Here is a 22,965-nt window from a genome sequence, read left to right as displayed (position 1 = left end):
CCCGGCAACGGCGCCGGTCGTGCCGACCCCCTCCCCGTGACCGGAGGCTTCGCGATGACCCAGACCGCCGACCCCACCTCGTTGGTCCTGCCCTCCGACCTCCGGCCGTCCGACGGCCGCTTCGGCTGCGGGCCCTCCAAGGTCCGTCCCGAGGCCCTCGCGGCGCTCGCGGCCGAGGGCGCCGCGCTGATGGGCACCTCCCACCGGCAGAAGCCGGTCAAGTCCCTGGTGGGCTCGGTGCGCGCCGGTCTGCGCGAGCTGTTCTCGCTGCCCGACGGCTACGAGGTCGTCCTCGGCAACGGCGGCACGACCGCCTTCTGGGACGCCGCCGCGTTCGGCCTGGTGCGCGAGCGCGCGCAGCACTTCACCTACGGCGAGTTCTCCTCGAAGTTCGCCAAGGTCACCTCGGACGCCCCGTTCCTGGGCGACTCGATCGTGGTCAAGGCCGACCCGGGCTCCGCGCCGGAGATCGCCTACGCCGAGGGCGCCGACCTCGTCGGCTGGGCGCACAACGAGACGTCGACCGGTGTCGCGGTGCCCGTCTCCCGCCCGGCCGGCTCGGACGGCGCGCTGGTCGCGATCGACGCCACGTCGGCCGCCGGCGGCCTGCCGGTCGAGGCGTCCGACTACGACGTCTACTACTTCGCGCCGCAGAAGAACTTCGCCTCCGACGGCGGCCTGTGGATCGCGCTCATGTCCCCCGCCGCGCTGGAGCGGGTGGCCGAGATCGGCGCGTCGGGCCGCTGGGTGCCGGAGTTCCTGTCGCTGACCACGGCGCTGGACAACTCCACCAAGGACCAGACGTACAACACGCCGTCGCTGGCGACCCTGTTCCTGCTGAACCACCAGATCGAGTGGATCTTGGGCAACGGCGGCCTGAAGTGGGCCGTCGAGCGCACCGCCGACTCGTCCTCGCGCCTGTACTCGTGGGCCGAGTCGACGTCCTACACGACCCCGTACGTGGCCGACCCGGCCCACCGCTCGCAGGTCGTCGGCACGATCGACTTCGACGACGCGGTGGACGCCTCGGCCGTCGCCAAGGCGCTCCGCGCGAACGGCGTCGTGGACGTGGAGCCGTACCGCAAGCTGGGCCGCAACCAGCTGCGCGTCGCCATGTTCCCGGCCGTCGAGCCGACCGACGTGACGACGCTGACCCGGGCCGTCGACTGGGTCGTGGGGCAGCTCTGACCGATCGCGCACCGGACGGCCGGCCACCCCGCGCGGGTGGCCGGCCGTTCGGCGTTCTCGTGCCCGGGGGTGTCCATCGGGCCCGTGATCAGGCACCCTGGACGGTGGACGCGCCCGTAACGGACGTGCGGACACGGACGACATACGGCAAGATCACACGAAGATATCGATGGGCACGGCGAGCCTCACCCGTCAAGGCGGCGCGCCGGATTAACGTCAGCAGTCGGCGAGGTGAGTCATCGGGGAGGCCATGATGCGAGCGTTGCGAGTCATCGGGCTCGAAGACGACGGCAAGTCCGTCATCTTGGAGGACCCGGATCGCGGCGAGCGCTTCGTGCTCCCCGCCGACGAGCGCTTGCGCGCGGCCGCGCGAGGCGACCTGACCCGGCTCGGCCAGATCGAGGTCGAGAGCGAGTCGCAGATGCGACCGCGCGAGATCCAGGCCCGCATCCGCGCCGGCGAGTCGGTGGAGCAGGTCGCCGCGGCGGCCGGCATCCCGAAGCACCGCGTCGAGCGGTTCGCCTACCCCGTGCTGCTGGAGCGGTCCCGCACGGCCGACCTGGCGCAGCGCGCCCACCCCGTCCGCGAGGACGGCCCGGACGTGCAGACGCTCGGCGAGGTCGTGGCGCACTCGTTCGGCCTGCGCGGCCAGGAGTACGCCGACGTCAGCTGGGACTCGTGGCGCGGCGAGGACGGCCGCTGGGTCGTGCAGCTGCACTGGACGGCGGGCCGCTCGGACAACCGCGCGCACTGGGCGTTCCACCCGGGCGTGCAGGGCGGCACGGTGACCGCGCTGGACGACGCCGCCGTGGACCTGATGGACCCGAACCCGAACCGGGGCCTGCGCAGCCTGCGCCCGGTGACGGCGCTGGCCCGCCAGGCGCTGGAGGTGGAGCGCCAGCCGGAGCCGGAGATCCTCGCCCGCGAGGAGCCCGTCGTCCCGGTCGCGCCCCCGCCCCCGCCGCCGGTGGTGCCGGAGCCGGAGCCCGTGCCGGTCGTCGAGGAGCCCGTCGCGGAGGAGCCGCCGCCGGTCCCGCAGCAGCAGCAGCCGACCCCGGCGGCGGGGTCCAAGCAGCCGCCGCGCAAGGAGCCGCCGCCCAAGCGCGGTGGCAAGAAGACCCACCCGATCGTGCCGTCGTGGGAGGACGTCCTGCTGGGCGTCCGCTCCAACCGGGGCTGAGATCGTGACGAGAGGCCCCCACCCGGTCGGGTGAGGGCCTCTCGCATGCCGGTGGAGGGTGCGGGCTCGGCCGGGTGGGGGTTTCCCGCGGGTCACCGGGCGGGTACTCGGCGGTCATGCTGGGACGGGTGGTCGTCGGTGCCGCGGTCGGGGCCGGGCTGGGTGCGGCCTGGTGGGGGCTGCGCGAGTTCATCGCCTCCGGGGCGGTGTGCTCCAAGGACGACTGGGACTGCCTCGGGCTGGGCCTGGTCGCGATCCCGGTGAGCCTGTTCGTGGGCGTGCTGCTGGCCTGGCTGGTGCTGGCCGCGGCACGCCGGGCGCGCCCCCTGGGGTTCGCGGCGGTCGGGGTGACGTTCACCGCCGTGCTGACGCTGGCGACGGTGTGGGTGAGCGTGCCGGGCGGCGGCGTGCTGGCCGGCGTGGTCGGGTTCGTGCTGGCCGCGCCCGTGACAGCGCGGCACGACGTGCGCGAGACTGCCCGGCGTGGCTGAGACCTCGACGGCGGGCCGCGCCGCGTTCACCGTGCTGCTGCGCGTCGTGCTGTCGGCCGGGGTGGGCGCGGCGCTGCTGGTCGCCTGGATCTGGGCCTACCGCACCGGCGTGCTCGACCGGGTCGTGAACGAGACCACGTTGAGCGAGTTCATCCTGCTCGTCGTGGTCGGGCTACCGGTCGCGCTGCTGGTCAGCGCCCTGCTCGCCGGGCCGGCGCTGTGGCTGCTCAAGGTCCGCCCGGTGTGGCCGGTGGTGCTGGTCGGGCCGGTCCTGCTGGGCCTCGCGCACTACTTCCGGCTCCCCGAGCGGTGGGCCGGCCTGGGCGACCGGTGGACCGTGCTCGTCCTGCTCGCGGCCGCCTGCTACGGCCTCGCGGGCCTGGTCACGGCCCCGGCGGCGGTGCGCGGGCGCAAGCGGGGCTAGCCCGGTCGGGGCACGGTGTCCAGCACGACCTGGTCCACGCCCTCCGCCCGGCACCACCCCTCCGCCTCGGCGCGGCTCATCGGCCGCGCGCCCTCGGGCCGGGTGCCACCGACGACGTCCCAGCCGTCAGGGGCCCACACGTGCAGGCGACCGCCGCGCACCGCGAGCAGCCTGCCGCGCGGGAACGCCATGGTCGGCTCGGTGCGCAGGTACCGGACGTCCACCTTGACCTCCACCGGGGTCGAGCTTGCACGGTCGTACCGGGACGAGCCCGGGGAAAACTCGGGTGCCGAGCGTCGGTCTTCCTTCGTAACGTCGGGGGGAGACCGGAGGGGGACTCGTGTCGGAAGAACCTACTTCCACGGCCGCGACTCTGCGCGGGCTGTGGCCGTACCTCAAACCCGTGCGGACGCCGATCGCGCTCAGCGCGGCGGCCACCGCGCTGGCCATGATGTGCGGGCTGGGCATACCTCTCGTCACCCAACGCATCGTGGACGGCCCGATCGCCGGCCGCGACCTGGGGGCGTTGCCGCTGCTCATAGGTGTGGTCGTGCTGCTCGGCTGCGCCGAGGCCGGCCTGTTCTACGCCCGCCGCAGGCTCATCGCGGGCCCGGCGTCGGACGTCGAGGCGCGGATGCGCTCCGACCTGTACGACCACCTCCAGCGGCTCCAGGTGTCGTTCCACGACCGGTGGCAGTCGGGGCAGCTGCTGTCGCGCGGCACGACCGACCTGACCCAGGTGCGGCGGTTCGTCGGCTTCTCGCTGGTGTTCCTCGTCGTCAACACGTTCGTGGTGCTGGTCGGCCTGGGCGTGCTGTTCTGGCTGTCGCCGGTGCTCGGCTCCGTCGCGCTGGTCTGCACGCTGCCGCTGGTGCTGCTGTCCTACCTGTTCGAGTCGAGGTTCAAGGTCGTCGCGCGGCGGGCGCAGGACCAGGCCGGCGACCTGACGACCGTGGTCGAGGAGTCGGTGCTGGGCATCCGGGTGCTGAAGGCGTTCGGGCGCGGCCCGCACCTGGCGAAGCGGTTCCTGCGCCAGGCCCGCGAGCTGCGCGACACCGAACTGGCGAAGGTGCGGGTGTTCGCCGCGCTGTGGGCGGTGCTGATCGTGCTGCCCGAGCTGGGCATCGCCGGGCAGCTCGCGTTCGGCGCGGTCGGCATCGCGAACGGCACGACCACCGCCGGCACGCTCGTCGCCGCCGTCGCGGTGTTCGCCTACCTGCGCTGGCCGGTCGACTCGATCGGGTGGCTGCTGGCGGAGGCGAACTCGACCGCGTCCGCGGTGGAGCGCTTCCGCGAGGTGCTCGACGAGCCGGTCACCGTGCGCGGGCCCGCCGTCCCGAAACCGTCGGCGACCCCGGTGCGCGGGCACGTGCGGTTCGAGGGCGTGCACTTCGCGCACCCCGGCGCCGAGGACGAGGTGCTGCGCGGCGTCGACCTGGACATCCGGCCCGGCGAGACGGTGGCGCTGGTCGGCGCGACCGGGTCGGGCAAGACGACGCTCACCGCGCTCGTGCCGCGCCTCGCGGACGTCACCCGCGGCCGGGTCACCGTGGACGGCGTGGACGTGCGCGACCTGGACCTGGCGGAGCTGCGGCGGGTGGTCGGCACGGCGTTCGAGGAACCGATCCTGTTCTCGGCGAGCGTCACCGAGAACGTGGCGCTCGGCGCGCCGGGCGTGGACGAGGCGCGGGTGCGGGAGGCGCTGCGGGTGGCGCGGGCCGAGGAGTTCGTGGACGCCCTGCCGTGGGGCCTGGACACCCGCATCGGCGAGCAGGGCCTGTCGCTGTCCGGTGGCCAGCGGCAGCGGCTGGCGCTGGCCCGCGCGGTCGTCGGGCACCCGGCGGTGCTGGTGCTGGACGACCCGCTGTCCGCGCTCGACGTGCACACCGAGGCCGAGGTGGAGGCGGCGCTGCGGCGCGTCCTGCACGGCGTGACGGCGCTGGTCGTGGCGCACCGGCCGAGCACGGTGCAGCTCGCCGACCGGGTCGCGCTGCTCGTCGACGGGCGGATCGCCGCGGTCGGTGTGCACACCGAGCTGCTGGCGGTCAACGAGACCTACCGGAACCTGTTGTCCACCGCCGAGGACGAGGAGGTGGCGGCGTGAGCGCGCCCACCGAGGAGAGTGCCCCGGGCGCCGGGGACCAGGCGTGGCGCGGCGTCGCCGCCGAGGACGTCGAGGAGATCACCCGGGCCACGGGCGTGCTGCTCCAGGCCCGGTCGCGGCGGCTGCTCGGCGAGCTGCTGCGCCCGCACACCCGGGCCGCGGTGCTGGCGCTGGCGCTCGTGGTGGTGGAGAACCTGATCGTGCTGGCGGGCCCGCTGCTGATCGCCGCCGCCATCGACCGGGGCGTGCCCGCGGCGCTCGACGGGCGGCCGGCGGTGCTGGCGTGGTGCGTCGGCGGGTACGCGGCGAGCGGGCTGGTCGCGACCGGGCTGCGCTTCGCGTTCGTCCGGCTCACCGGCCGCGTCGGGCAGGACGTGCTGCTCGTGCTGCGGGAACGCATCTTCCGGCAGGCCCAGCGGCTGTCCGTGGCGTTCCACGAGACCTACACCTCCGGCAAGGTCATCTCCCGCGCGACCAGCGACATCGACTCGTTGCAGGACCTGCTGGAGGAGGGCCTCGACGGCCTGCTGACCTCGCTGCTGTCGGTGGTCGGCATCTCCGCGGTGCTGCTGTACCTGGACGTGCCGCTCGCGCTGGTCGTGCTGTCCGGTTTCGTGCCGCTGTACCTGCTGACCCGGTGGTTCCGCCGCCGCTCGGCGCACGCCTACCGCAGCACGCGCGGCGCCATCGCGCAGATCATCGTGCAGTTCGTGGAGACCATGAACGGCGTCCGCGCGGTGCAGGCGTTCCGCCGGGAGCGCCGCAACGCCGCCATCATGGGTGAGCTGAACACCCGGTTCCGCGACGCGAACACCGAGGCGATGGGCGTGATGGCGTCGTTCACGGCCCTCGTCCGGGCGATCGGCAACCTGTCGCTGGCGGTCATCCTGGCGTGGGGCGCGTTCCGGGTCGCGGGCGGGCAGCTGGAGCTGGGGGTGCTGGCCGCGTTCACGTTGTACGTGCGGCGGTTCTACGACCCGTTCGACCAGCTGGCGATGTTCACGAACACGTACGCGTCGGCGACGGCGGCGCTGGAGAAGATTTCCGGGCTGCTGGAGGAGGAGCCGACGGTCCGCGAACCCGACGACCCGTCGCCGCTGGGCGACGTGCGGGGCGCGGTGCGGTTCGACGGGGTGGGGTTCCGGTACTCGGCGACGACGCCGGTGGTGCTGCCGCCGTTCGACCTGACCGTGCCCGCCGGGCAGACGGTGGCGCTGGTCGGCACGACCGGGGCGGGCAAGTCGACCATCGCGAAGCTGGTGGCCCGGTTCTACGACCCGACGGCGGGCGCGGTGCGGCTGGACGGGGTGGACCTGCGGTCCGTCGCGGACGTCGAGCTGCGGCGCGCCGTGGTCATGGTGACGCAGGAGAACTTCCTGTTCGACGGCTCGGTCGCGGACAACATCGCGCTGGGGCGGCCGTCGGCGACGCGGGCCGAGGTGGAGGCGGCGGCGCGGGCGGTCGGCGGGGACGCGTTCATCCGGGCGCTGCCCGAGGGCTACGACACCGACGTGCGCAAGCGCGGCGGGCGGCTGTCGGCGGGTCAGCGGCAGGTGGTGGCGTTCGCGCGGGCGTTCCTGGCCGACCCGGCGGTGCTGGTGCTGGACGAGGCCACGTCCAGCCTGGACGTGCCGACCGAGCGCCTCGTGCAGGGGGCGCTGGAGACCGTGCTGGCCGACCGGACGGCGTTCATCATCGCCCACCGGCTGTCGACCGTGCTCATCGCGGACCGCGTGCTGGTGGTCGACGGCGGCCGGGTGGTCGAGGACGGGACGCCGGAGGAGCTGATCGAGGGGGACGGGCGGTTCGCGGCCCTGCACTCGGCGTGGCGGGAGTCGCTGGCCTGACCGGCCCGGACGGCCCGTCCGCTCGTTCGGGCCGTCCGGGCCGTCCCGGGTCGTTTGTTCAGGTTGTCGTTCGTTCGTCCAGGTTGTCGTTCAGGGTGTTCAGAGGAGGGTGGTGAGCAGGAGCGACAGCCAGGCCGCGAGGACGCCCGCGACGACGCCGTAGGCCATCCAGCGCCACACCGGCACCCTGCGCGCCAGCCACACCGAGGGGGAGATGCCGCCGACCACCAGGACGTTCGCCAGCAGCGCGAGCCACTGGCTGGTCTCACCGAGCCCCACCGACAGCGTGAACACGGTGAACGTCACGATCGCCGCCGTGATCAGGCTGACGGTGAGCCCGGTGGCCCACGGCGTGGGTTCCGGCTGCTCACCGGCGGACGGCTCGTCGGTCCCGCTCCCGCTCCCGGTTCCGGTCCCGGTTCCGACAGGGGCACCGCCCGCGCCCCCGGCCCCGGTCGCGTCGTCCGGGTCGTCGGCGGGCACGTCGACCGTGACCACGTCGCCCGTCACCGGGTCGGTGTACCGGACGGGTGACCCCATGTCGGCGGCCAGGCGACCGGCCAGCTGGCGGCCCCGCCTGGTCACCAGGGCACCGGCGGCACCCTCGGGGGGCGTGTCGGTGCGGCGCACGGCGTCGGCCACCTTCGCCCACTCGTGCAGGTCGTCCGCCAGGCCCGCGCCGAGCGGGAGGGTGTGGGGGTCGACCTCGTGCTCGCCCGCGTCGTCGCGTCCCGCGAGCACGGCGCGGCCGTCCTGGACCCGCAGTTCCACCTGCGTCCTCCTCTGCTCGGAGAGAAACGTAGCGCCTCGGGCGGTGGCGCAGAAGCGTCAGGCGATGGCGTAGAAGGCGATGGCGCCCGCGGTCGCGACGTTGAGCGAGTCGACGCCGTCGGCCATGGGGATGCGGACGGCGACGTCGGCCGCGGCGATGGCCTCCTCGGTGAGGCCGGGTCCCTCGGAACCGAGCATCACGGCGACCTTGCGCCCCCGCAGGCCCGCGTCGGCCAGGCCCACCGAGCCGGCGCGCGGGGTGAGGGCGGCGACCGTGAACCCGTTGGCCTTCAGGGTGTCCAGGCCCTCGCGGAGGTCGGGGGCGTGCGTGAACGGCACGCGCAGCACGTGCCCCATCGAGACGCGGACGCTGCGCCGGTAGAGCGGGTCGCTGCACCCCGGGCCGAGGACGACGCCGTCCACGCCGAGCGCGGCGGCGTTGCGGAACAGCGAACCCAGGTTCTCGTGGTCGCCGACGCCTTCGAGGACGGCGAGGCGGGTCGAGGTGGCGGCCAGGTCGTCCAGCGACGGGCGCGGCGCGCGGTCGGCGGCGGCGAGCACGCCCCGGTTGAGGTGGAAGCCGACCACCTCGGCCATCACCTCGGCGGAGGTGACGTACGCGGGTGCCGGGAGGTCGCCGAGGGCCTCGACGCGGCGGCGCACGCCGAGCAGCGCGCGGACCGGGTAGGGCGAGGCGAGGAGGCGTTCGACGACGACCACGCCCTCGGCGATCACCAGGCCCCGCCCACCCGGGCGGTCCGGGCGGCGGTCGGCCGTCGACAGGTCCCGGAAGTCGTCCAGCCTCGGGTCCGCCGGGTCGTCGATCTCGATCACCCGGGCAGTGTCCCACCTCCCGACACGTGAACACCCCTCGCAGATCAGGGGCCGGACAAGACGCGCCCACAACCTGCATGTTCTCGCTTATTGTTACTGCTATGTGACAGAGAGCACCGATTTGGGCGCTAGCGAGCAGGTGGGTGCTGTGTCACGGTTGGCCTCCGCTGAGCCCGCCGGAGCACCCCGACCGATTGGGAGGCGGCATGGGTACGGATGTGTCCAGTCGGACGTTCACCAGGGAAGATCGCCAGCGCTACCGCGAGCGCATGCAGCGGTGCATGGACGCGCTGGGGACCATGTTGGTCGAGGACAGCTTCTCGTTCCCGCGTCAGCAGATGGGGTTGGAGATCGAGCTGAACCTGGTCGACGGCGCCTGCCGGCCGGCCATGGCCAACTCCGAGGTGCTCGAGAAGATCGACGACCCCTCGTTCACGCTGGAACTGGGGCAGCACAACCTGGAGGTGAACGTCCCGCCGCGCGAGCTGGCCGGGAACGAGACGCTCGACCTGGAGCGGGAGCTGGTGTCGACGCTGGCGTCGGCCGACGACAAGGCGCACGACGCCGGGACGTCGATCGTGATGATCGGGGTGCTGCCGACGTTGCGGCAGGAGCACTTCGACCGGCGGTGGCTGTCCACCCAGCCGCGCTACTCGATGCTCAACGACCGCATCCTCGCCGAGCGCGGCGAGGAGGTGGCGCTGTCCATCTCGGGCGAGCTGTCGCCGCTGCCCGGGCGGACGGGCGAGAAGCTGTCGAGCTACTCCGAGTCGATCATGCCGGAGGCGGCTTGCACGTCCGTGCAGCTGCACCTCCAGGTCGCGCCCGACGACTTCGCGGCCCACTGGAACGCGGCGCAGGCGTTGGCCGGGGTGCAGGTGGCGATCGCGGCGAACTCGCCGTTCCTGCTCGGGCGGGCGCTGTGGCACGAGACCCGCATACCGCTGTTCCTGCAGGCCACCGACACCAGGACGCAGGAGCTGAAGAACCAGGGCGTCCGGCCGCGCGTGTGGTTCGGGGAGCGGTGGATCACGTCGATCTTCGACCTGTTCGAGGAGAACGTGCGGTACTTCCCGGCGCTGCTGCCGGAGACGGGCGACGAGGACCCGTTGGACGTGCTGGGGTCGGGCGGGACGCCGTCGCTGACCGAGCTGAGGCTGCACAACGGGACGGTGTGGCGCTGGAACAGGCCGGTGTACGACGTGGTGGACGGCGTGCCCCACCTGCGGGTGGAGAACCGCGTGCTGCCGGCCGGGCCGACGGTGCTGGACACGATGGCCAACGCCGCGTTCTTCTACGGCGCGCAGCGGGCGCTGACGACGTCGGAACGTCCACTGTGGAGCCAGATGTCGTTCCACGCCGCGGAGGAGAACCTGTACGCCGGGTCGAGGCACGGGATGAACGCCCAGCTCTACTGGCCCGGCATCGGCTGGGTGCCGCCGGACGAGCTGGTGCTGCGCAGGCTGCTCCCCCTGGCGCACGAGGGCCTGCGAGACTGCGGCGTCTCGGACGAGGCGCGCGAACGCTACCTGGGCGTCATCGAGGCCCGGTGCCTGGCGAGGCGCACCGGCTCGCAGTGGCAGCGCGAGACGGTGGCCCGACTGGAGGACCGAGGCGCCGACCGCGACACCGCCCTGTCCACGATGCTGGCCAGGTACCTGGAACTCATGCACGGGGGCGAACCCGTCCACACGTGGCCGGTGACCCCGTGACCCCATGACCACGTAACCCCGTGACCACGGCCCCGGGCGGCATGACCACGCCCCGGGCGGCGGCCACGACAACCCGATGACCACCCCCACCCCGACTCCGGGGCCCGCCGCACTGTCGGGGCGCGGCGGGCCCCGGTCCTCCGGGCCACGGCAGGTACCGGGCCACGGCAGGTGCGAGCCCCGGCCGGTGCGGGCTCTGCGAGCGGGGCCGGCGCAGGGCCGCGAGCAGGCGGGTGCAGGGGGCTGCGAGCGCGCGGTGCGGAACGGCGTGACGGCGGAGGCAGCGCGGGCAGCGCCGGCGTGCGCGGGCAGCGCGGGCATGCCGAGCGCGGGCTGGTGCGGGGCTGGTGCGGGGCGATCCAGCGGGGCGCGGTGTACGCGAGCGACTTCGCTTGCGCCCCGAGAGCAGGAGACTCACACCCGAAGGTGAGGACCTTGCGACCCTCTGGCGGCAGGGCACAGGTCCGGTGCGCCGCCGCCTCCATTTTCCCGGCAACAACGTCGCCATTACCATTAATACCCGATCTTCGAGCCCCGATCGGGTGATCCCTGCCGGGCATCCCGGTCGGGCGGCCTGTTCAGGCGCCTTGGTCGGGTGCGCTCGGGTGGGGCGCTCCGCTCAGCGGCGGCGGCCTGATTTCAGGGGGGCCACGTCCGCGCCGTCGTGGGTGTTGCGGCACTCGTCGGGGGTCACCGCTTCCACCGCGAGGGTGAGCATGCCCTTGACGCCCGTGTAGATGCTCTCCCCCGCCGACGCCAGCGAGGTGTGCACGCGGTTCGAGTCGGTGAAGTCCCGGTCGTCCTTGGTCCGCTTCTTGCCGGCTTCCTCGGGCTTGGTGGCGCTGCGCAGGTTGACCTCCAACCACGCGGCCACCTCGGTCGGCGTGGTCAGCACCTCTTCCGGCGTGCGCTCCAACCGCTCGGAGCGCGGGGAGGCGTGGTCGAGGGACGTGTGCTCCACGTACGCGTGCCAGTGCGTGTTGCGCAATGACCACGTCTGCTCGACCGGCCATTCCTCCTCGGTGCCCATGCGCCTATCTTGCCAGGGTCCGGACGCCCGAGGTGCGGTCCACCCCCGCGGCTTCGGCGATCTCGCGATCCCAGTGGTCGTGGGACGCGGACGGGACGCGCGTTCCGGTGGCGGCGGGCGGTGTGCGGCTCCGGGGTACGACGAGGCCCCGCTGCCCGGCGGTACGACCGGGAGGCGGGGCCTCGTCTGTTCCCGAACTGACTGCCGCTCCCACCACGAAGCGACGGGACTTAGGTTAGCCTAAGCTCCTGTTCTTGGGAAGTCCGTCGGACGAAACCGCGCGCGACGAGTTCCACGACCACCACGATCGCCACCGCCTCGACGGCGAGCAGGCCGAGCAGCACGACGAGTTGCAGCGCTCCCGCCTGCCACACCGGCGCACCGCCCAGGAGCATCCCGACGAACGCGCCGGGCAGGGTGACCAGGCCGACGGTGCGGGTCTGGTCGAGCGCGGGGAGCAGCGTCTCGGCGGCGGGGCGGCGCACCAGTTCGCGCACGGCGTCCGGTTCGGTGAAGCCGAGCGCCAACGCGGCCTCGTACTCACCGCGCCGGTCGTGCAGGGTGTCGAGGGCCCGGCGGACGGACAGCGTGGTCGCGGTCATCGCGCCGCCGATCAGGATGCCGCCCACGGGGACGAGCGCGATGCCGGTGACCGGCACCAGCCCGCCGAGCACCAGCAGGGCCACGGCGGGGAGCGTGCCGCCGAGGATGGCGAGCGCCACCCACGCGCCGCGCCGGCCGGTCCCCGTGCGCGCGGCGGACGTGCCGGTCGCGACGGTGGCCATGAGGACCAGGAACCCGATCGTCAGCGGCAGGGACGCGAGCACCACCGTGATGACGGCGGACACGGCGGCGAGCTGCGCGGTCGCCCGCAGCGCTGCCCGGACCACCGGCTTCGCCGACGCCAGACCGCCCCAGCGCACGACGACGGCCGCGGCGGCGGTGAACACCAGGCACACGATGAGCAGGCGGACCCAGTCCGTTGCGATGACCACGGGGAGATGATCGCGGGCACCCAGCACGGGGGCATGATCGCGAGGAGATGGCCGCGAGGAGATGGCCGCGAGGGGATTGTGCGATTGTTGAACGATCCTCGGGGCGGAAGTGGCGGCCCGATGGCGGCGGCGCCAGCGGTCAGGGACGGCGACGTTCAGGGACGGCGACGTTCAGGGACGGCGGCGGTCAGGCGCAGGGGCGGCGGCGGGCGGGGGCGGGGGCGGCGGCGGGGGCGGTCAGGGGCGGGGGCGGCGGCGCAGGGGGAAGCGGTGGGTCGGGAGGGTGCGGCCGTTTCGGCGGGCCAGGACGAGGCCGCCCACGACGGCCGCGACGATCGACACGACGCCGCCGACCACGAGGGGCGCGCGGGCGGTGAAGTGTTCGGCCAGCCAGCCCATGACGGGGCCACCGACCGGGTTGCCGCCGAGGAAGACGAGCATGTAGAGGCCCATCACCCGGCCGCGCATCGCGGGTGACACGGCGAGCTGCACGGTGGCGTTCGCGGTGGTCGTGAAGGTCATCATGGCGATGCCGAGCGGAATCAGGGCGGCGCCCGTCAGCCACATCGTGGGCAGCACGCCGACGACGATCTCCAGCACGCCGAACGCCAGCGCGCCGATGATGAGCAGCCGCAGCCCCGGCTTGCCGTTGGCGCTGCGCTTCGCGGCCAGGGTCGCGCCCGCCAGCGTGCCGACCGCCAGCATCGTGGACAGCAGGCCGTACGCGCTGGCGTCACCGCCGAACGTGTTGCGCGCCAGCACCGCCAGGGTCACGTAGAAGTTCAACCCGAACGTGCTGATGAAGAACACCATGAACAGCAGGATCACCAGGTCGGGGCGCTTGCGGACGTACCGCAGCCCTTCGCGCAGCTGGCCCTTCTCACGCGGCACGGGGTCGCCGCGGTGCAGTTCGCGCGGGTTCATCAGGACGAGGCCGAGCAGGACGCCGAGGAAGCTGACGGCGTTGACGAGGAAGACCCAGCCGGTGCCGACCACGATGATCAGCACGCCGGCGACCGCCGGGCCGACCATGCGGGCCAGGTTGAACGTCATGGAGTTGAGCGCGACGGCGTTGGTGAGCTGGTCGCGGCCGACCATCTCGACGACGAAGCTCTGCCGCACCGGTGTCTCCACCGCCGACACGGCGCCGAGCAGCAGGCACAGCAGGTAGACGTGCCACAGCTCGACCACGCCGGTCACGTCGAGCAGCCCCAGCGCCAGGGCGCACAGGCCGAGCCCGGTCTCCAGCACGAGCAGCAGCCTGCGCTTGTCGAGCCGGTCGGCGAGGACGCCGGCCCACAGCGACAGCAGAAGCGTCGGCGCGAACTGGAGGGCGGCGGCGATGCCGAGCGCTACCGGTGAGCCGTCGGACAGCTCCAGTACGAGCCAGTCCTGGGCGACGCGCTGCATCCACAGGCCGACGAGCGAGACGACCTGGCCGGAGGCGTAGAGGCGGTAGTTGCGGACGCGCAGGGAGCCGAACGTGCTGCTGCGCCGGCGTGGCGGGGGTGCGGCCGTGTTGCGGTCGAGCCGATCGGTCTCTGCACCACCCGCGTACGCCGGCACGTCGTTACTGCCCCGCCATCCTGTCGATGATCGAGGACGCGCGCGAGAGCACGTCCCGTTCCTCGGGTGTCAGCTCGGCCAGCCGGACGTCGAGCCAGGCTTCCCGCGCGGACACCTCTTCGTCGATGTAGCTCAGCCCTGCCTCGCTCAGCTCCACGATGGCCTGCCGGCCGTCGGTGGGGTGGGGGCGGCGCGTGGCGAACCCGTACTCCTCCAGCGCGGCGATGACCCTGGTCATCGACGGCGGCTGGACGCCTTCCTTGGCGGCCAGCTCGCCGGGTGTCAGCGGTCCGCACTTGTGCAGCGTGGACAGCGCGGACACCTGGGTGAGCGAGATCGCGGAGTTCACCCGCTGCGCGCGGAGCCTGCGGTTCAGCCTGACGACCGCCAGCCGCAGCCGGCTCGCCAGTCCTGCCTCGACCTCGGTCTCCACCACGTAGTTAGCATACCTCACGATCTCTGCCCCCATCGTGTGAATTCGTCCTCAGCCGAGGACGGCCTGGATCGGCCCGATCGCGAAGTAGACGACGAACGCCGCCGCCACCACCCACATCAGCGGGTGCACGCTCCGCGCCCGGCCGGTGAGCGCCCTCAGCAGCACGTAGCTCACGAAACCCGCGCCGATGCCGTTCGCGATCGAGTAGGTGAACGGCATGACCACGATCGTGAGGAACGCGGGCAGGCCCACCGAGAAGTCGGCGAAGTCGATCTCCCGGACCTGGATGATCATCAGCGCGCCGACGATCACCAGCGCGGGGGCCGCGGCCTCGATCGGCACCACCGCGTACAGCGGGGTCAGGAACATCGCGGCGAGGAACAGCAGGCCCGTCACGACGTTCGCCAGGCCCGTCCGCGCCCCCTCCGCGATGCCGGACGCCGACTCGATGTAGACGGTGTTCGACGACGAGGACGCCACGCCGCCCGCCACCGCGCCCACGCCGTCCACGAACAGCGCCTTGGACACGCCCGGCAGCTGGCCGTCCTTGCCGATCAGGCCGGCCTCCTTGCCCAGGCCCGTCATGGTGCCGACGGTGTCGAAGAAGTCCGTCAGGACCAGCGTGAACACCAGCAGCGCGGCGGTCAGCGCGGGCACCCGGGTCCACGCGCCGAACGACACGTCGCCGAGCAGCGACAGGTCCGGCAGGCCGAAGACCTGGTCGGGCAGCGCCGGGTAGCCCAGGTTCCAGCCGGCCGGGTTCACGCCCGCCGACGGGCCGGCCTTGACGACCGCCTCGATCACGATGGACAGCACGGTCGCGGACAGGACGCCGATCAGGATGCCGCCCTTGACCTTGCGGGCGACCAGGATGCCGGTCACCACCAGGCCGACGACGAACACGAACGTGGGCCACGACGCGATGGAGCCGTTGATGCCCAGTCCGACCGGGACGGTGGTGCCGGCGGCGTCCGGGACACGGCGCACGAAGCCCGCGTCGACCAGGCCGATGAAGCAGATGAACAGGCCGATGCCGACCGCGATGGCCGCCTTCAGCTCGGCGGGCACCGCGTTGAACACCGCCGTGCGGACGCCCGTGACGACCAGCAGCAGCACTACCAGGCCGTTGACGACGACCAGGCCCATCGCCTCGGGCCAGGACATCTGCGGCACCATCGTGACCGCCACGAACGAGTTGATCCCGAGGCCGGTGGCGAGCGCGAACGGGTAGTTCGCGATCAGTCCGAACAGGATCGTCATGACGCCCGCGACGAGCGCCGTCACCGCCGCGACCTGCGGCACGGTGAGGATGTTGCCCAGGACGTCGACCTTCGCGGACGGGTCGTCGGCGGCGAAGCTGCCCAGGATCAGCGGGTTCAGCACCACGATGTAGGCCATCGTGACGAACGTGACCAGGCCGCCGCGCACCTCGCGGCCCACCGTGGACCCGCGCGCGGAGATCTTGAAGAACCCGTCGAGCGCGGACGTCTTGGTCCTGCCGGCGGGTCCGGGTGCCGTCGGTTCTGGCGCCGTCGGTTCTGGCGAGTCGGAGGCGGCGGGGTCGGCGGTGGCCATCTCTTCTCCTTGGTCGGTGTGGCGTGGAGGCAGAGCGTGCCCCACCCGTGTTTCGGACAGGTAGCCTGCCTGACGTGGCCGAACAGGACGCAGCGCCCCTCCTCCCAGCACAGCTCCCCGCACCGCCGCCCCTGCCCGCGAGGCTGGCCGACCCCGTGCCCGCCATCGTGACCGGGACCGTGCTGTGGTTCGCCGGCTTCCTCGTGGTGCTGCTGTTCTGGCGCTCGGAGACGACGTTGCTGTGGACGTGCCTGTCGGGCGGTCTGCTGGGGGTGATCGGCTACGGCGTCTTCACGTGGCAGCGCTCCGCCGCGCGCCGGGGCAGGCGCACCGCCCAGCAGGGCCAGGGCCTCACCGACTGAGCCGAGAGTCCAACGCTCAGGACCCCTGAGTTCTCCACTCGCGAATGAAGAACTCAGGGGTCCTGGACGTTGGACTCTCGGGTCCTGAGCGTTGGACTCTCGGGTCCTGAGCGTTGGACTCTCGGGTCCTGAGCGTTGGACTCTCGGGTCGTGAAGGCATGACTCGCGGGGTGCGAGCGCATGACTCGCGGGTCAGCCGAGGAGGACGGTGGGGGTCGGGTCTGCGATCAGGGCGGCGAAGGTGTGGCGGTCCTCCCAGCGGGAGGTGGTCCACGCCAGGGCGCGGGCCAGGCCCTCCGGGGTGTCGGCGGCGTGCACGACGTCGTCGGCCACCCACCAGGAGACCTCGTGCTCGGCGCCCTCGGCGGCGACGACCAGGGTGTCGTGGACGACCACGCCGGCGGTCGGCAGCTCCACGCCCAGCAGGTCGCACGCCACGCGCACCGCGCCCAGCTCGGCCCACACGACCTCGTCGCCGGCCCCCACGACCTCGCCGGTGACCTCCTCCGAGGCCAGCGGCAGGGCGAGGAGCTCGGCCAGGGCCGGCGCGGACCCGGCGGAGGCCAGGACCTGCTCCGGCGGCAGCACGCCCAGCAGCCACGGCAGGTCGAGCACCAGCACGTCGTCCGCCGGCACGGCCTCGCCGGTCAGGGCGCGGACGCGGTCGGGCGGCTCGACGTGCACGTCGTCGGCCACCGACGCGAGCAGCGCGTGCACCCGCAGCACGAGGGCGTCGGACAGCGCGCGCGCCGGGTCGCCCAGGCGGGACAGCAGGTCGGTCACGTCGTCCTCGTCGAGCACGCCCAGCGACGTGCGGACGCCCGTCGCCGCCAGCACGTGCGCGGGCAGGCCGACGTCCGGCACCACGTCGTACAGGCCCTCCAGCCCCGTCGCGTCGGGCAGCCGCCACGAGCCGAGCGGCACGCCGTCGAACGTCGCGTAGCGGGCCAGCCACCAGCCGGTGTAGCCGTCGGGCTCGGTCACCGCGCGCCACGTGACGGGGTCGGCGGCCATCATCGCCAGCGCCCTCGGCCACTTGTCGCGCGCCACCAGGTCCAGGTCGCGGACGCCCAGCACCCGCGTCGGCGGCACGTCGAACGCGTCCCACCAGTAGCCCTCGTCGGCGAGGTCGTGGTCGGGTTCGGTGGGCGAGTCGTCGTCGACCACGGTGAACCCGTCGATCACGCCGACGCCGGTCAGCACCTCGCGCGGCCACTCCGCCGCGACCCCGGGCGCCAGCACGCCGAACGGCGCGTCGTCCTCCAGCACCTCCAGCAGCGCCGAGTCGGGCAGCACGAGCTCGTCGGCGCGCCGCCACTCCCCCGTGCCGGACGGCAGCGCCAGCCCGCCCAGCCACGGCCGGCCGCCGGCCCGCGACACGAGCCGCAGCACGGTGGAGACCAGCTCGGCGCCCTCCATGCCGGGGTCGTCGAGGCTCTGCCGGACGGCTTCGCGCACCGCGTCGGAGTCGAGCAGCTCGGCGGCGGACGCCTCGGTCGCGCCCAGCCTGAGCAGCAGCGGGTGCGCGGCCTCCGGGTGCGCGATCCGCAGGCCGGGCACCGAGAACAGGTCGGAGTCGGTGCCGACGAGCACGCCGCGCGGGCTGCTCACCAGGCGGCCGTCGACCAGCGGCACGGGCAGCGCGCCCATCTCCTCGCGCGCCGTGGAGTCGACGTCCGCGATCGGCGACAGCGCCTCGTACACCTGCCGCCACCACGACGGGTCGCCGCCGACGCCCGCGAGGGCGGCCACGACCTCGGCGACCGACATGCGCGGCACGTCGAGCGCGGCCAGCGCCTTCGCGTGCGGGGGCAGCGTCAGCTCGTGGTCCAGCAGGCCGGGGACGACGTCCTCCAGCAGCTCCACCAGGTCGAACGACGCGACGTCCAGGACCTTCGAGGACGCGGGCGCGCCCCACTCGCCGTCGGCCAGCGGCAGCCACGCGGCGGTCCGCAGCTCGGCCAGCAGCGCCGTGCGCAGCCGGTCGTCCACCTCGGACAGCGGGAACCCGGGCAGCGGCACGAGGGACGTGCGCTCGACCGCGGGCAGGGCCGCCACCAGCGCCGGGTAGGCGGCGGCGGCCCGGTCCAGCACGAACGCCGCCGCGTCGCCGGCCAGCACCCGCCGCCGGGACGGCTCCACCGGCAGCGTCGCGATCAGCCGGGCGGGCAGGGACAGCTTCTCGTCGGTGGGGGTGGGCGCGTGCAGCACGTCGCCGGCCAGCGGCTCGTCCATCGGCCACGCCCAGCACACCGACCACCGCGGCCGGGCCTCCACGCCCGCGACCAGGTGCTCGGGCAGCTCGCCGCCGTCGCGGTGCACCAGCCACCGCCGCACGCCGCCGGGCCCGGTCAGCTCCACCACGCCGTCGGTCTCCGCGCGTTCCCACGCGTCGGACCCGACCTCGACCCGCCGCAGCCCCGGCAGGGCCAGCAGCAGGTCGGGCACCTGGAGCGCGAACTCGGCCACCAGGTCGGGCGCGTCACCGCGCAGCGGCAGCCGGACCTCGGTGTCGAAGCCCTCGGGCAGGTCGTCCTCGTCGGTCGGCCACACCAGCCGCAGCACGGGCACGTCGCCGCCGCGCGCCGACGCCAGCTCCGGCACCGCCTCGCGGGTGCGGTCCGCGGAGAACGCCACCCCGCCGGAGCGGGACACCACGCGCGGCGCGTCGGTCACCGCCAGCACGGCCGCGAAGCCGACGCCGAACCGGCCGACCGTGCCCGCCGACTTCGACGACGCGCGCAGCGACGCCAGCGCCGCCACCCCGGCCGCGTCCAGCGGCGCGCCGGTGTTCGCCGCGCGCAGCTCGCCGTCGACGACGGTCAGCCGCAGCACGCCGGGTTCGGCGCCGGCCGCGTCGGAGGCGTTCTGCGCCAGCTCCACCAGCAGCCGGTCGCGGTAGCCGCCGAGGCGGAGGTCCTCCTCGGCGTTGGCGTCCTCGCGGAACCGGGTGGGCGACCCGCGCCACGCGGCCAGCACCGACTCGCGCAGCGCCGCGGTGCCGAACGGGTCGTGCGGCTCCGGGCTCACCGCCCGCTCTCGTCGGCGGACGTACGGGCGGACGTACCGGCGGACGTGCCGGCAAGGGACTCGGCGGGGGTCGCGGCGGAGGTGTCGGCAGGGGGCTCGGGCACCTCGTTGGCCTCCACGTCCAGCACGGCGTCGTCGTACACGACGTCGGCCACCGGGATCGCCGGGCCGCCCTCGACCTCGACCTCGGAGTGCGCGCCGCACCCGTACTCGACGTGCACGACGTGCCCGTCGGCCGGCGTCAGCTCGTTCGCGCAGACCCCGAACGCGGCGCCCAGCGACCCGGCGACGCGCTGGTAGAAACCGCAGGTCCCGCAGTGCGCGGGCGCGCTGCGCGCCATCTCGCTGCGCGGCCCGAAGTCACCGCCGTGCCACCGCTGGGCGGCGTCCAGCACGCCCTCGCGGGACAGCACGCGCACCCGGCCGAGGCCCACCTCCAGGGCGACCTCCTCGACGGCCGGGTCGTCGGAGGCGACGTAGCCGGGCGCCAGGCGCGGGTCGTCCTCGGGCGCGGGCAGCAGGTCGCCGACGCCCAGGTCACCGGCGCGGACCCGCTCGTGCCAGGGCACCCAGTCGGGGGCGACGAGCGCCTCGTCGCCGGGCAGCAGCACCACCTCGCTGACGGAGAGCGGCGTGCCGGCACCGGCGAACGCGAGCGTGACGGCCCAGTTCCAGCCGTGGTAGCCGGCGTGCTCGGCCTCGAACAGGTGGGTGACCGACGCCTCGTCCTCGGCGATCACGCCCACGTGGTCGCCGACGCGTTCCGCGCCCGCCTCCTCCTGTGCTGCGGCTCGGGCGAGCTGGACGGCAGTGGGGTCGGCGAGCGCTGGATTGGGCTGCTGGGTCGGCGTTGCGGTCACAGGTGAATTGTGCCGCACGCCTTCGCCTCTCCGCGCACACGTGCCACCCTTTCGGACGTGCGGTGGCTGATGGTGGCGGTGGTCTTCGTGTCGTCGGTGGCGTGCGCTGGGCCACCCGGCGGTACGCCGGGCGCGTCCGGACCCGCCCCGGCGGGCTACGAGGTGCTGGGCACGCTGCCGCACGACACCGGGGCGTTCACGCAGGGCCTGGAGCTGGTCGACGGCGTCCTCTACGAGGGCACCGGCCTGGAGGGGCGGTCGTCGGTGCGCCGGATCGACCCCGCCACGGGCGAGGTCGAGCGGCGCGCGGACCTGCCCGCGCCGCTGTTCGGCGAGGGCATCACGGTCGTCGGCGACCGCCTGTGGCAGATCACCTGGCGGGACGGCGTGGCCGTCGAGCGGAACCGCGACACCCTCGAAGAAGTGAGGCGCGTCACCTACGAGGGCGAGGGCTGGGGCCTGTGCCTCGACGGCGACCGGCTGGTGATGAGCGACGGCACCGACGAGCTGGTGTTCCGCGACCCCGCCACGTTCGCCGAGACCGGGTCGGTGCGGGTGACCCGCGACGGCCGGCCGGTCACCGAGCTGAACGAGCTGGAGTGCGCCGGCGGGCGGGTGTGGGCGAACGTGTGGCAGACCGACGAGGTCGTGCGGATCGACCCCGCGGACGGCCGGGTCGTCGCCACCCACGACCTGTCGGGGCTGCGGCCGGCCGACGTGCCGGCGACCGACGTGCTCAACGGCATCGCGGCCGTGCCGGGCACCGACGAGTTCCTGCTGACCGGCAAGAACTGGCCGACGATCTTCCGGGTGAGGTTCACCGGGGGCTGACCGCGCATTGCGCGGGAAAGTCCGCGCCGGGTGAGGCAGGATTGGGGCGTGACGCCCCCTCGGCCGGAAGACCCGTCGCGGCGGTACCCGTGGGAGGACGACGAGTACAAGCCGCGCACCCGGCCGTACCCGACCCCCGGCGCGCCGCCGCCGCCCGACCCGCCGCGCCGCGGAGCACGGCAGCGGCCCGGTGGTGAGGACCCCCGCGAGCGCCGCCCGGGACCGCGGCACGACGGGGACGACCGGACCGGGGACCCGCGCGAGCGCCGCCCGGGACCCGGGCACGGCGGGGACGACCGGACCGAGGAGGCGCGCTTCGCCCCGCCGCCGGACGACCGGCCCACCGCGCCGACCCTGCCGAGGAAGCTCACCGTCACCCGCGTCGCGTGGTTCCGCGCCCGTGAGCTGAGCGGCCGGGCGCTGGCGACGTTCCGCCGCGCCGCGCACGCCGACGGCGCCAAGCAGTCCGGCCTGTCCTCGCTCACCTACGCGGTGATGCTGAACTACGCGGCCGACGCCGCCATGGCCGTCGCGCTCGCCAACACCCTGTTCTTCTCCGCCGCCTCCGGCGAGAGCCGCGGCAAGGTCGCCCTCTACCTGCTGATCACGGTCGCGCCGTTCGCGCTGGTCGCCCCGGTCATCGGCCCGGCGCTGGACCGCGTCCAGCGCGGCAGGCGGATCGCGCTGGCCGCCTCGTGCGCGCTGCGGGTGCTCCTGTCGATCGTGATGGCGATGAACTTCGACAACTGGGGCCTGTACCCGGCGGCGCTGGGCAGCATGGTGCTGTCCAAGTCGTTCACCGTGCTCAAGGCCGCGATCACCCCGCGCGTGCTGCCGCGCGACATCACGCTGTCCAAGACCAACGCCCGGATGACGGTGTTCGGCCTGGCCGCGGGCGGTGTGCTCGGGGCGTTCGCGGCCGGGTTCGCGAACCTGTTCGGCTCGCCGGGCGCGCTGTGGTTCACCGCCGTGCTCAGCGCCGTGAACGCCTACTACTGCCTGCGCATCCCGTCGTGGGTCGAGGTCACCGAGGGCGAGGTGCCCGCGTCGCTGCGGGCCCGGCCGCGCGAGCCCGGCAGGCCGCAGAAGCGGGAGCGGCAGCCGCTGGGCCGCACGGTCGTGGTGTCGCTGTGGGGCAACGGCACGATCCGGATGCTCACCGGGTTCCTGATGCTGTTCTCCGCGTTCGTGGTGCGCGCCCAGACCGAGGGCGACGCGTTCAAGCAGCTGCTGCTGCTCGGCGTGATCGCGGCGGCGGCCGGTGCGGGCAGCTTCCTCGGCAACGCCGTGGGCGCGCGCCTGCACTTCGGCTCGCCCGACCACGTCGTGCTCGGCTGCCTCGGCGCGGCGCTGGCCTCGACGGTGGTGGCGGCGGTGCTGCCCGGCCTGACCACGGCGGCGGTCGTCGGCCTGGTCGGGGCCACGGCCAGCTCGCTGGCGAAGGTGTCGCTGGACGCGGTCATCCAGGACGACGTGCCCGACGAGTCGCGGGCCTCGGCGTTCGGCCGGTCGGAGACGATCCTCCAGCTCGGCTGGGTGTTCGGCGGCGCGCTCGGCGTGCTGCTGCCCACCGAGTACTGGGTCGGGTTCACCGTGCTGTCGGTGCTGCTCGCGGTGGGCCTGGCGCAGACCGTGCAGACCCGGCGGGGCGCGACGCTCGTCCCCGGGTTCGGCGGCGACCGGCCGCTGCGCCCCGCGCCCGTCGCGCCGCACCGCGGCACGTAGGCTC

Annotated in this window: 20 protein-coding genes; 10 read left to right on the top strand and 10 right to left on the bottom strand. The window is 73.9% G+C overall.

Annotated features, from left to right (window positions below; translation table 11 throughout):
* The first annotated feature begins 54 nt into the window (after nucleotides 1-54).
* The 4 genes from serC to ACRAKJ_RS02550 all read left to right on the top strand — a co-directional run bounded on the left by serC (nucleotide 55) and on the right by ACRAKJ_RS02550 (nucleotide 3,283).
* A complete protein-coding gene (serC, locus tag ACRAKJ_RS02565; RefSeq protein WP_438925886.1) occupies nucleotides 55-1,188 on the top strand; it encodes a phosphoserine transaminase in 1,134 nt (377 codons plus the stop codon).
* A 253-nt stretch (nucleotides 1,189-1,441) separates the two neighbouring features.
* Nucleotides 1,442-2,368 (top strand): septation protein SepH, encoded by a 927-nt coding sequence (gene sepH / locus ACRAKJ_RS02560; protein ID WP_438925877.1) that lies wholly within the window; start codon nucleotides 1,442-1,444, stop codon nucleotides 2,366-2,368.
* A 128-nt stretch (nucleotides 2,369-2,496) separates the two neighbouring features.
* Nucleotides 2,497-2,859 (top strand): hypothetical protein, encoded by a 363-nt coding sequence (locus ACRAKJ_RS02555; protein ID WP_447008863.1) that lies wholly within the window; start codon nucleotides 2,497-2,499, stop codon nucleotides 2,857-2,859.
* On the top strand, nucleotides 2,852-3,283 hold the full coding sequence (locus tag ACRAKJ_RS02550; protein ID WP_438925875.1) for a hypothetical protein: 432 nt from the start codon (nucleotides 2,852-2,854) through the stop codon (nucleotides 3,281-3,283). The genes ACRAKJ_RS02555 and ACRAKJ_RS02550 overlap by 8 nt, the downstream gene beginning before the upstream one ends.
* Here ACRAKJ_RS02550 and ACRAKJ_RS02545 read toward each other — a convergent pair.
* Nucleotides 3,280-3,519, bottom strand: coding sequence for a hypothetical protein (locus ACRAKJ_RS02545; RefSeq protein ID WP_438925874.1), 240 nt, complete (start codon nucleotides 3,517-3,519; stop codon nucleotides 3,280-3,282). The two genes, ACRAKJ_RS02550 and ACRAKJ_RS02545, sit on opposite strands and share 4 nt — an antisense overlap.
* A 167-nt stretch (nucleotides 3,520-3,686) precedes the next feature.
* On the opposite strand from ACRAKJ_RS02545, the gene ACRAKJ_RS02540 reads away from it, so the two are divergent.
* Both ACRAKJ_RS02540 and ACRAKJ_RS02535 read left to right on the top strand, forming a co-directional pair.
* Complete coding sequence (locus ACRAKJ_RS02540) at nucleotides 3,687-5,387, top strand: ABC transporter transmembrane domain-containing protein (RefSeq protein WP_438925873.1); 1,701 nt, start codon at nucleotides 3,687-3,689, stop codon at nucleotides 5,385-5,387.
* Complete coding sequence (locus ACRAKJ_RS02535) at nucleotides 5,384-7,234, top strand: ABC transporter transmembrane domain-containing protein (RefSeq protein WP_438925872.1); 1,851 nt, start codon at nucleotides 5,384-5,386, stop codon at nucleotides 7,232-7,234. Before ACRAKJ_RS02540 ends, ACRAKJ_RS02535 begins: the two co-directional genes overlap by 4 nt.
* Before the next feature lie 99 nt (nucleotides 7,235-7,333).
* Here ACRAKJ_RS02535 and ACRAKJ_RS02530 read toward each other — a convergent pair whose 3' ends face one another.
* Nucleotides 7,334-8,005, bottom strand: coding sequence for a DUF2537 domain-containing protein (locus ACRAKJ_RS02530; protein WP_438925871.1), 672 nt, complete (start codon nucleotides 8,003-8,005; stop codon nucleotides 7,334-7,336).
* 57 nt (nucleotides 8,006-8,062) lie between these two features.
* A complete protein-coding gene (locus ACRAKJ_RS02525) occupies nucleotides 8,063-8,839 on the bottom strand; it encodes a TrmH family RNA methyltransferase (RefSeq protein ID WP_438925870.1) in 777 nt (258 codons plus the stop codon).
* Between the two features lie 206 nt (nucleotides 8,840-9,045).
* Between ACRAKJ_RS02525 and ACRAKJ_RS02520 the strand changes: the two genes are divergently transcribed.
* Complete coding sequence (locus ACRAKJ_RS02520; RefSeq protein ID WP_438925869.1) at nucleotides 9,046-10,551, top strand: glutamate-cysteine ligase family protein; 1,506 nt, start codon at nucleotides 9,046-9,048, stop codon at nucleotides 10,549-10,551.
* A 619-nt stretch (nucleotides 10,552-11,170) separates the two neighbouring features.
* On the opposite strand, the gene ACRAKJ_RS02515 is transcribed toward ACRAKJ_RS02520, so the two are convergent.
* The 5 genes from ACRAKJ_RS02515 to ACRAKJ_RS02495 all read right to left on the bottom strand — a co-directional run bounded on the left by ACRAKJ_RS02515 (nucleotide 11,171) and on the right by ACRAKJ_RS02495 (nucleotide 16,153).
* Nucleotides 11,171-11,581: a hypothetical protein gene (locus ACRAKJ_RS02515; RefSeq protein WP_438925313.1), complete on the bottom strand. Its 411-nt coding sequence runs from the start codon at nucleotides 11,579-11,581 to the stop codon at nucleotides 11,171-11,173.
* 230 nt (nucleotides 11,582-11,811) lie between these two features.
* A complete protein-coding gene (locus ACRAKJ_RS02510; protein WP_438925314.1) occupies nucleotides 11,812-12,576 on the bottom strand; it encodes an ABC transporter permease in 765 nt (254 codons plus the stop codon).
* A 237-nt stretch (nucleotides 12,577-12,813) separates the two neighbouring features.
* Nucleotides 12,814-14,142 (bottom strand): MFS transporter, encoded by a 1,329-nt coding sequence (locus tag ACRAKJ_RS02505; RefSeq protein ID WP_438925315.1) that lies wholly within the window; start codon nucleotides 14,140-14,142, stop codon nucleotides 12,814-12,816.
* A gap of 4 nt (nucleotides 14,143-14,146) precedes the next feature.
* Entirely contained in the window at nucleotides 14,147-14,611 is a 465-nt protein-coding gene (locus ACRAKJ_RS02500) for a MarR family transcriptional regulator (protein WP_438925316.1), read from the bottom strand.
* Between the two features lie 15 nt (nucleotides 14,612-14,626).
* Nucleotides 14,627-16,153: a solute carrier family 23 protein gene (locus ACRAKJ_RS02495; protein WP_438925317.1), complete on the bottom strand. Its 1,527-nt coding sequence runs from the start codon at nucleotides 16,151-16,153 to the stop codon at nucleotides 14,627-14,629.
* 74 nt (nucleotides 16,154-16,227) lie between these two features.
* Between ACRAKJ_RS02495 and ACRAKJ_RS02490 the strand changes: the two genes are divergently transcribed.
* On the top strand, nucleotides 16,228-16,515 hold the full coding sequence (locus tag ACRAKJ_RS02490) for a DUF2530 domain-containing protein (RefSeq protein WP_438925318.1): 288 nt from the start codon (nucleotides 16,228-16,230) through the stop codon (nucleotides 16,513-16,515).
* A 192-nt stretch (nucleotides 16,516-16,707) separates the two neighbouring features.
* Here ACRAKJ_RS02490 and ACRAKJ_RS02485 read toward each other — a convergent pair whose 3' ends face one another.
* Together ACRAKJ_RS02485 and ACRAKJ_RS02480 are read right to left on the bottom strand one after the other, a co-directional pair.
* The gene (locus ACRAKJ_RS02485; protein WP_438925319.1) at nucleotides 16,708-19,545 is read right to left on the bottom strand and encodes a sacsin N-terminal ATP-binding-like domain-containing protein; all 2,838 of its coding nucleotides are present in this window, start codon (nucleotides 19,543-19,545) and stop codon (nucleotides 16,708-16,710) included.
* Nucleotides 19,542-20,405, bottom strand: coding sequence for a DUF3027 domain-containing protein (locus ACRAKJ_RS02480; RefSeq protein WP_438925320.1), 864 nt, complete (start codon nucleotides 20,403-20,405; stop codon nucleotides 19,542-19,544). Before ACRAKJ_RS02480 ends, ACRAKJ_RS02485 begins: the two co-directional genes overlap by 4 nt.
* 69 nt (nucleotides 20,406-20,474) lie before the next feature.
* Between ACRAKJ_RS02480 and ACRAKJ_RS02475 the strand changes: the two genes are divergently transcribed.
* Together ACRAKJ_RS02475 and ACRAKJ_RS02470 are read left to right on the top strand one after the other, a co-directional pair.
* Entirely contained in the window at nucleotides 20,475-21,236 is a 762-nt protein-coding gene (locus ACRAKJ_RS02475; RefSeq protein WP_438925334.1) for a glutaminyl-peptide cyclotransferase, read from the top strand.
* Nucleotides 21,237-21,242: 6 nt separating this feature from the next.
* Complete coding sequence (locus ACRAKJ_RS02470) at nucleotides 21,243-22,961, top strand: MFS transporter (RefSeq protein ID WP_438925335.1); 1,719 nt, start codon at nucleotides 21,243-21,245, stop codon at nucleotides 22,959-22,961.
* Nucleotides 22,962-22,965: the final 4 nt, after the last annotated feature.

The sequence above is a fragment of the Saccharothrix sp. DSM 118769 genome (genome assembly GCF_052936295.1).
The sequence above is the reverse complement of the archived record's forward strand: the minus strand, read 5'-3'. Positions and strand labels throughout refer to the sequence as shown.